Origin of the sequence: Aromatoleum sp., from assembly GCF_036675785.1 — a bacterium.
Taxonomy (GTDB): domain Bacteria; phylum Pseudomonadota; class Gammaproteobacteria; order Burkholderiales; family Rhodocyclaceae; genus Aromatoleum.
This window is the reverse complement of record NZ_JAKFEF010000008.1, coordinates 1-6,930: the sequence shown is the minus strand read 5'-3', so window position 1 is coordinate 6,930 and position 6,930 is coordinate 1. Positions and strand designations below refer to the sequence as shown.

General features: G+C 67.6%; 4 protein-coding genes. 2 read left to right on the top strand and 2 right to left on the bottom strand.

Features of this window, described 5'->3' with window-relative positions:
• Nucleotides 1-193: 193 nt before the first annotated feature.
• On the bottom strand, nucleotides 194-829 hold the full coding sequence (locus V6M37_RS01475) for a recombinase family protein (protein ID WP_332670392.1): 636 nt from the start codon (nucleotides 827-829) through the stop codon (nucleotides 194-196).
• A 739-nt stretch (nucleotides 830-1,568) separates the two neighbouring features.
• Nucleotides 1,569-2,402, bottom strand: coding sequence for a hypothetical protein (locus V6M37_RS01470; RefSeq protein ID WP_332670390.1), 834 nt, complete (start codon nucleotides 2,400-2,402; stop codon nucleotides 1,569-1,571).
• A gap of 342 nt (nucleotides 2,403-2,744) precedes the next feature.
• Here V6M37_RS01470 and V6M37_RS01465 point away from each other — a divergent pair, with 342 nt between their 5' ends.
• Together V6M37_RS01465 and V6M37_RS01460 are read left to right on the top strand one after the other, a co-directional pair.
• Nucleotides 2,745-3,392: a hypothetical protein gene (locus tag V6M37_RS01465; RefSeq protein WP_332670388.1), complete on the top strand. Its 648-nt coding sequence runs from the start codon at nucleotides 2,745-2,747 to the stop codon at nucleotides 3,390-3,392.
• A gap of 1 nt (nucleotide 3,393) precedes the next feature.
• On the top strand, nucleotides 3,394-6,357 hold the full coding sequence (locus V6M37_RS01460) for a Tn3 family transposase (RefSeq protein ID WP_332670386.1): 2,964 nt from the start codon (nucleotides 3,394-3,396) through the stop codon (nucleotides 6,355-6,357).
• Nucleotides 6,358-6,930 lie beyond the last annotated feature (573 nt).

Sequence of the window (6,930 nt, the reverse complement as noted above, 5' to 3'; positions counted from 1 at the left end):
GCGTACGGCATCAAGAGCGTTCCAGCTGTCGTGATCGACGGCCGTCTGGCCGCGTGCTGTGAGAACCGCGGGCCCGACCGCGAGCAGCTGCTCGCAGCCGGCATCGGCAAGGCGCGCGAGTAGGGGTGCCGTTAAGGAAGGCGGCATCAACCGACAAGTAGGACGACACGCGCCGCGATGAGCCCGCGGCGTCTCACCCGGCGTCCTGATCGAGACGGCTGTCCCCTGGGTCGCCGGCGGCCGCAGTGACTGTTGGCGCCGCACGGGGCGGGAGGTGCCGGTACAGGCTGGAGCGGGCGATGCCGGTCTTCGCCACGATCTCGGCGATCGTTTCCCCGCTGTCGCGCAGATGCGCGGCGTAGCTCAGTTTGGCGGGGTCGATGAGCACTGGCCGTCCGATCCGCCGGCCTTTCGCCGTCGCGACCGCTCGGGCGTGCGCGGCGCGTTCCATCGCGTACGTGCGCTCCATCTGCCCGAACAGCGCGAGCAGCACGACGGCGAGCTGGGCCATCGGGTCGTCGGGGTTGCTGGAGTCGACCTTGATCGGGTCGGCGAGGTTGCGCACTCCCACGCCGCGCTCGGCGAGCTCGTGGATCAAGTTCAGCGTGTCGCGGACAGTGCGGCCGAGCCGGTCGAGGGTGTGTACGACGATGACGTCGCCGTCGCGGGCGTACGCGACGACTTCGCGTAGCCCGGGCCGGTCGGTGGTCGCGCCGGATTTCTTGTCCAGGTAGATCCGCTCGGGCGGTATCCCAGTCGCGGTGAGCGCGTCGATCTGACGATCGAGATCCTGCTTGACAGTCGAGACGCGCGCATATCCGAGGTCCACCGGCGGACCGTACCGCAAGTCGTGCCCGTACCCAGCTTCCGGCACTACCTTGTGAGCTCAACCTGTGGGACGCGATTCTGTGGCCTCGCCGCCGCCTGTCGCGCCCGGGCCCAGGCCGTTCCACTTCCTAGGAAGCGGGACGCAGCGGTTGATCGGCTACGCGGTTGGTCGAAGCGGTGGTGACATGGCCTTGCCGGGGAAGCGCCGAGGCTTCCAACCTGAAAGCGCTCTAGCCTTATCGCCGTCGAAGCTCGGCGCGGGCGCGGGAGCCGCCACCGTCGGTATACGTCGAGCTGATACGCACCACCACCCGCTTGTGGGCGGGCATCGCAAACTGCCAGTGTCGTGCGTCTAGCCGGATGACGGGGAGCATCCTGGCGCGCGTCGACCTGGTTCTCATCAGGTGCACGCGGACCGACTCAGCGTCAAGTCGGCTGTTGATGACGACGTCGCTTCCAGGCTTGGCGAAGAATCGCGGCAGGGCGCTGCCTATCGCGGGCTTGCCGATTGCGCCGGAAAAGCCGTTTCCGTCTGGTCGCGGGCGTGTCCAGCTCTCCAGGACTGTCGTTGTGACGCGTCCGCCACGCTTGAGTTGCAGTGAGGGTCGTGGTGGCGGAGCGGCCATCCCGTCTCCCGCGCCAGGCAGCGTGACCGGTGGCTTGGTCTGTGCGGCGCCGTGACCCGCTGCGATCAGCAGCGTGGCCACGGCGGCGATAACAGAAATGCTCAAGCGCATCGGCTAGGGCCCACTGGCGCCCGCTGTCGTCTTGGGCGGCAGCACGTCGATGATCCGGATCAGGTCCGCGGAGCCCTTTGCCTCCGGTCCGCACACGCGCTCGACAAACAGGTTCTCTTTGACCTTCTTACGACGGCAGTCGCCGGGTGGCGGCGGATCGATAGCCGTTCGGTCCTGGCCGTGGTCGACCGCTTGAGCTGCGCGAACGCGCGCGGCGCTCAATGACGCGGCGGTCGCCCCGCCGTCAATGTGAGCGTGCGTGGCACGGATCCGGTCATAGTCATGTGCGTTGGGCGCAACCTGGAACGCGGAGCTCGCGAAGTACCCGGCGCCCATGCAGGTGTCGCCCGCAATATGGTCAAGGCCCCACGCGTGACCGAGCTCTTGGCACTGCGCCGAGTGCGCCGCGACCTGGCATGGACCCGCGACGTTTCCTGTCTCCACGCAGGTCTGGCCCGCGTAGTTCATCCCGCTGTTCTCGTCGTCAAGCCTGGCGCGAACAGAACTGACATGCCCGGTTGAGTAGATGACGACGTACTCGGCGAGGCCAGCGTAGAGATCGCCACCGTTGCCGAGCCCGTTGTAGTTGTTCCAGTTGCACACCACGACGCCCTTGGTGCTGATCGGGCAGTTGTAGGAGTCAGAGCTGAGCGCGCCGGCCGCGGTCAGTGTCAGGTACATCGCGTTGTCCCAGTTCGCGCGGTCAGTGGACAAGAACGAGCGCCAGCGCTGGCCGGCCGTGCTGTTGGTTAGGTTGTCGAACACGCTGATGCTGCGCAGCGCCGTAGAAGGCGAATTGGACTTCCAATGGATCGGAGCGCCATTGCTCAGCGTCATCTGATGAGCCGCAGACGCTGCGGCAGGCAGTGCGACCAGGACTAGTCCGATGGCCGCTGCGAGCACGCCGCATCGCTGGGCGCGCCTGAACGCCGGTCGATCTCGAAGCGTCATATGACCTCCGCGCTCCCCAGTGCGGAGCGCCGCTAGAACCCTTCCCCGTCGTTGCAAACGGTGACAGGTGGCTCCAGCAGTATCAAGTTTGTCCACAACACAAGCGGCCCGTGATTTGAGGCGAAGGGTGACGTGTGCGGATTCGGACGGAAGTTGCGGATTCGAGTCCGCTCACGCGGTCCCCCGGTCGCCGCCGCACAATCGTCGCCTGGTTGACTTGCGGCCCTGATGTTGGCCAGAGCTGATCGCGATCTGCGCGCGCTCGTCGCCGAGCTCCGCGACGACGCGGCTGTCGCCGAGCGCTTGGGCCTGGAGCTTGACGGGCTGATCGAGGCCGCCGAGGGACGCACCGAGCGGCTGTTTTGGACGGTCAGCGATCCGCACCAGTATCCGGGCCCGGCGACGCATGGCGCGCTGACGGGGGCGTGGTTTCACGGGGCGTTGTGCGGCGCCGTCGCTCGCGGCTGGGAGTCGGTGCTGCCCGAGCGACTGGTCGGTGCGGGGGATCTGATGGAGGCCATCCAGTCCTTCGAGGCGGAGTCGGGCGAGACGGGTGATTCGCGCAAGACGCTCGGCCGCTACGGCATGGTGCGAGCCACGCTGCAGCCCGAGTTCGGCGCCCTCGCGCCCGAGCGCGCCGTCGTTGTCCTCTCCTCGGAAACCGGCGCGCCGGCGGAGGAGAGCCGTGACCTGCTGGGCCTTTTCGCGATCGACGGCGCGGTCGTCGCGCGCAACGCCCTGGACCGCGTCGCCGCAGATGCCGGCCCGGCGCCCGCGCACATCCGACGCGGCCTGACCTCCTATCGCCTGCACCGCAACGCGCTGGAGATCATGGACATGATCGCTACGATGCCGATCGAACCCGACGAGCGTTGAGGTGGCGCGCAACCTCGGTCTGGACGAGGTCGTCGATCACTTCACCCTGATCGGCGACGAGCTGGAACTGCTGCGCAACAAGTCGGGCGCGACCCGCCTGGGGTTCGCCGTCCTGCTGAAGTACGTGCTGTGGCGCGGGCGCTTCCCGCCCGCAGCACAGCAGCTCCCTGAAGACGCCGTCGCGCACCTCGCCCGCCAGGTCCGCGTTCCCGCCACCGAGCTTGAGTCATATGACTTCGCCAGCCGCACCGCGCAGCGCCACCGCACCGAGATCCGCGCGTACACGGGCTTCAGGGAGTGCAGCGTCGCCGACGCCGAGACGCTGACGGGCTGGCTGGCCGAGCACGTCGCCGGGGTCGAGCGTCGCGAGCCTCGCGTCCGCGAGGAGCTCCTGGCGCGCTGTCGCGCGCAGCTGATCGAGCCGCCGACCCTCGACCGGGTCAGCGAGATCACGCGGTTGGCGCTGTACCGCGCCGAGCAGGCGCTGCTTGGGCTGATCGCAGCACGCGTCGACGCGGCGGCGATTGAGCGCCTCGAGGCGCTGATCGCCGTCAGCGACGATGAGGGCGACGGGGAGGACGTGCTGGCCTTGATCAAGGCGGCGCCGGGCAACGTGAGCCTCGACACGATGCTCACGGAGATCGCAAAGCTCGAGGCGATCCGCGCGATCGGGCTGCCGCCTGACCTGTTCGCCGACATCGCCCCGCCGGTCGTTGCGGGCTGGCGTGCCCGCGCGATCGTCGAGTCGCCCAGCCATCTGCGTGAGCATCCGCAGCCGACGAAGCTCGCGCTGCTGTGCGCGCTGCTCGTCCTGCGTGAGCGGGAGGTCACCGACACCCTCGCGCAGCTGCTGATTTCCACGATCCATCGCATCAACGCGCATGCCGAGAAGAAGGTCGTCGAGGAGTTCGTCAAGGACTTTCGCCGCGTACGCGGCAAGGACACGATGCTCAGGAAGATCGCCGAAGCCTCCCTCAAGGCCCCGGATGACAGCGTGCGTGAGGTGATCTACCCGGTCGTCGGCGGCGCGGCAACTCTGACCGACCTTGTCAATGAGTACCGCGCGACCGGTACGGAGTACCAGCGTCAGAAGCGCAAGGTCTTCAAGGCGTCCTACACCAATCACTACCGGCGTGGCCTGATCCGGCTGCTCGGCGTGCTCGAGTTCAGATCGAACAACACCGCCCATCAGCCGGTCATCGACGCCCTCGGCCTGATCGTCCGCTACGCCCACGACGGCGGCACGTACTACCCGCTCGGCGAGCACGTCGTCCTGGATGGCGCCGTCAACGCCGACTGGACCGAGCTGCTGACCAAGACCGACTCGCGCGGGCGCGCGCGCGTCGTGCGTGGCGTCTACGAGGCGTGCGTCTTTCAGGCGTTGCGTGAGCGGTTGCGCTGCAAGGAGATCTGGGTCGTGGGAGCGCACGAATGGCGAAACCCCGACGAGGACCTCCCAGCCGACTTCGAGGTCCACCGCGCCGAGCACTACGACAAGCTGCGCAAGCCGCTTGACCCCAAGGCGTTCACGGCGGGGCTGCGCGAAGAGATGCGCTCCGAGCTCGCCGCGCTGAACGACGCGCTGCCCGCCCTGGACTGGTTGCAGATCACCGACCGTAAGAGCGGCGCGATCCAGTTGACGGCGCTGGACGCTCAGCCTGAGCCGCGCAACCTGCGGCGCCTGAAGAAGGCGGTTCGGGAGCGCTGGGGGCAGGTGCCGCTGATCGACATGGTCACCGAAGCCGCGCTGCGGACCGGGATGCTCGGCGAGCTCACTGCCGTGGGCTCACGCGAGGCGCTGCAACGTTCGGTCCTGTGGGAGCGGCTGCTCTTGGTCGCCTACGCCTACGGCACGAACACGGGCATCAGCGCCGTCGCCGCCGGCAACCACGGCCACAGCGAAGCCGACCTGCGCTACACCGCCCGGCGCTACTTCACGATCGATGGCGCCCGCCTCGCCGCGATCCAGCTCGCGGACGCCACGTTCGCTGCCCGCGACCCCGTCCTCTGGGGTGAGAGTACGACGACCGTCGCGTCGGACTCCACGCACTTCCGTGCCTACGACCAGAACCTGTTCACTGAGTGGCACTCCCGCTACGGCGGGCGTGGCGTGCTGATCTACTGGCACGTCGAGAAGAAATCGATGGTCGTGCACTCACAGCTGATCAGCTGCGCCGCCAGCGAGGTCGCGGCGATGGTCGAGGGCGCGATGCGCCACGGCACCTCGATGCAGTTGGAAGGCAACTACGTCGACTCGCACGGCCAATCGGAGATCGGGTTCGCGATCACGCGGCTGCTGGACTTCGACCTGCTGCCGCGGATGAAGCAGATCAACAAGGCCAAGCTGTACGGGCCCGACCGCGGCCAACCCGACGCGTATCCCGCCTTGAAGGCGGCGATGACGCGCCCGATCCGCTGGGAGCTCATCGAGCAGAACTACGACCAGCTCGTCAAGTACGCGACCGCGATCCGCGTCGGGACCGCGTCGACCGAGGCGATCCTGCGCCGCTTCACCCGCAACGCGTCGCACCCCGTCTACCAAGCGATGCTCGAGCTCGGACGCGCGCAGAAGACGATCTTCATCGCGCGCTACCTGCGCGACCGCGACCTGCAACGCGAGATCGAGGAGGGCCTGAACCTGATCGAGTCCTGGAACCGCGTCAACGGCGTCATCTTCTTCGGCAAGAGCGGCGAGTTCGCGACCAACCGCCGCGACCAGCAACAACTCGGGATGCTCGCCCTGCACATCCTCCAAGCCGCCCTGGTCTACGTCAACACGCTGATGCTCCAAGACATCCTCGCCGAGCCCGAATGGCAGGGCGTACTCACCGCCGAAGATCGACGCGGTCTCACTGCCCTGTTCTGGGCGCACGTCCGGCCCTACGGCGAGATCACGCTTAACATGACCAAGCGCCTGGCGCTCAGCGTCGGCGACACCGCAGACATCGATCGCGAGCGCGCCTGAACGAGCACTCTGCGCCGCCGAATCGTGACGCTACTTGTCGGTTGGTGCCGCCTTCCTTAACGGCACCCCAAGTAGGGCGTGTTGCGAATCCAGGTCATCGGGTCGGATGCGTCGCGGGCATGAAGGTGGTCCGACAGCTTGTAGGGTACGTAGTAGCTCGGGAACCCCGCTCGGGGCATGACATGCTCATCTCGCTCAACCAGTTCCGACGCCGACATCACAAGCGCCTGGCTGCGGTCCTTCTGGTGCTGACCCTGTGCTGGTTGGTGTTCGCGGCGCACAGCGCGCCGGCGGAGCGCCACATGAGCGACGACATGGTGGCTTGCCTCGCCATCGGCCAGACCGCGGCTCTCGCGCTTGCGCTCGTGATCGTTGCCATCGCCATGACGCGTCCTGCGTCGAGGCGAGTGACGTGGTTGCGAACGGGCGGACATCCCCGCCCGCCGTGGCGACGACGACGGCCTGTCCCCCGTTCCCGGGCCGGTCCCGCCGTCCTACAGGTCTTTCGGTGTTGACCGGAGCCGACTCACCGGCATCGGGGCCTTCCGCCAGAGACACCTTCCGCCGCTCGAG

Bases quoted from the DNA above. Each gene is read 5' to 3' on its own strand.
- V6M37_RS01470 (WP_332670390.1), bottom strand. From the start codon at position 2,402: ATGACGCTGAGCAATGGCGCTCCGATCCATTGGAAGTCCAATTCGCCT.
- V6M37_RS01465 (WP_332670388.1), top strand. From the start codon at position 2,745: ATGTTGGCCAGAGCTGATCGCGATCTGCGCGCGCTCGTCGCCGAGCTC.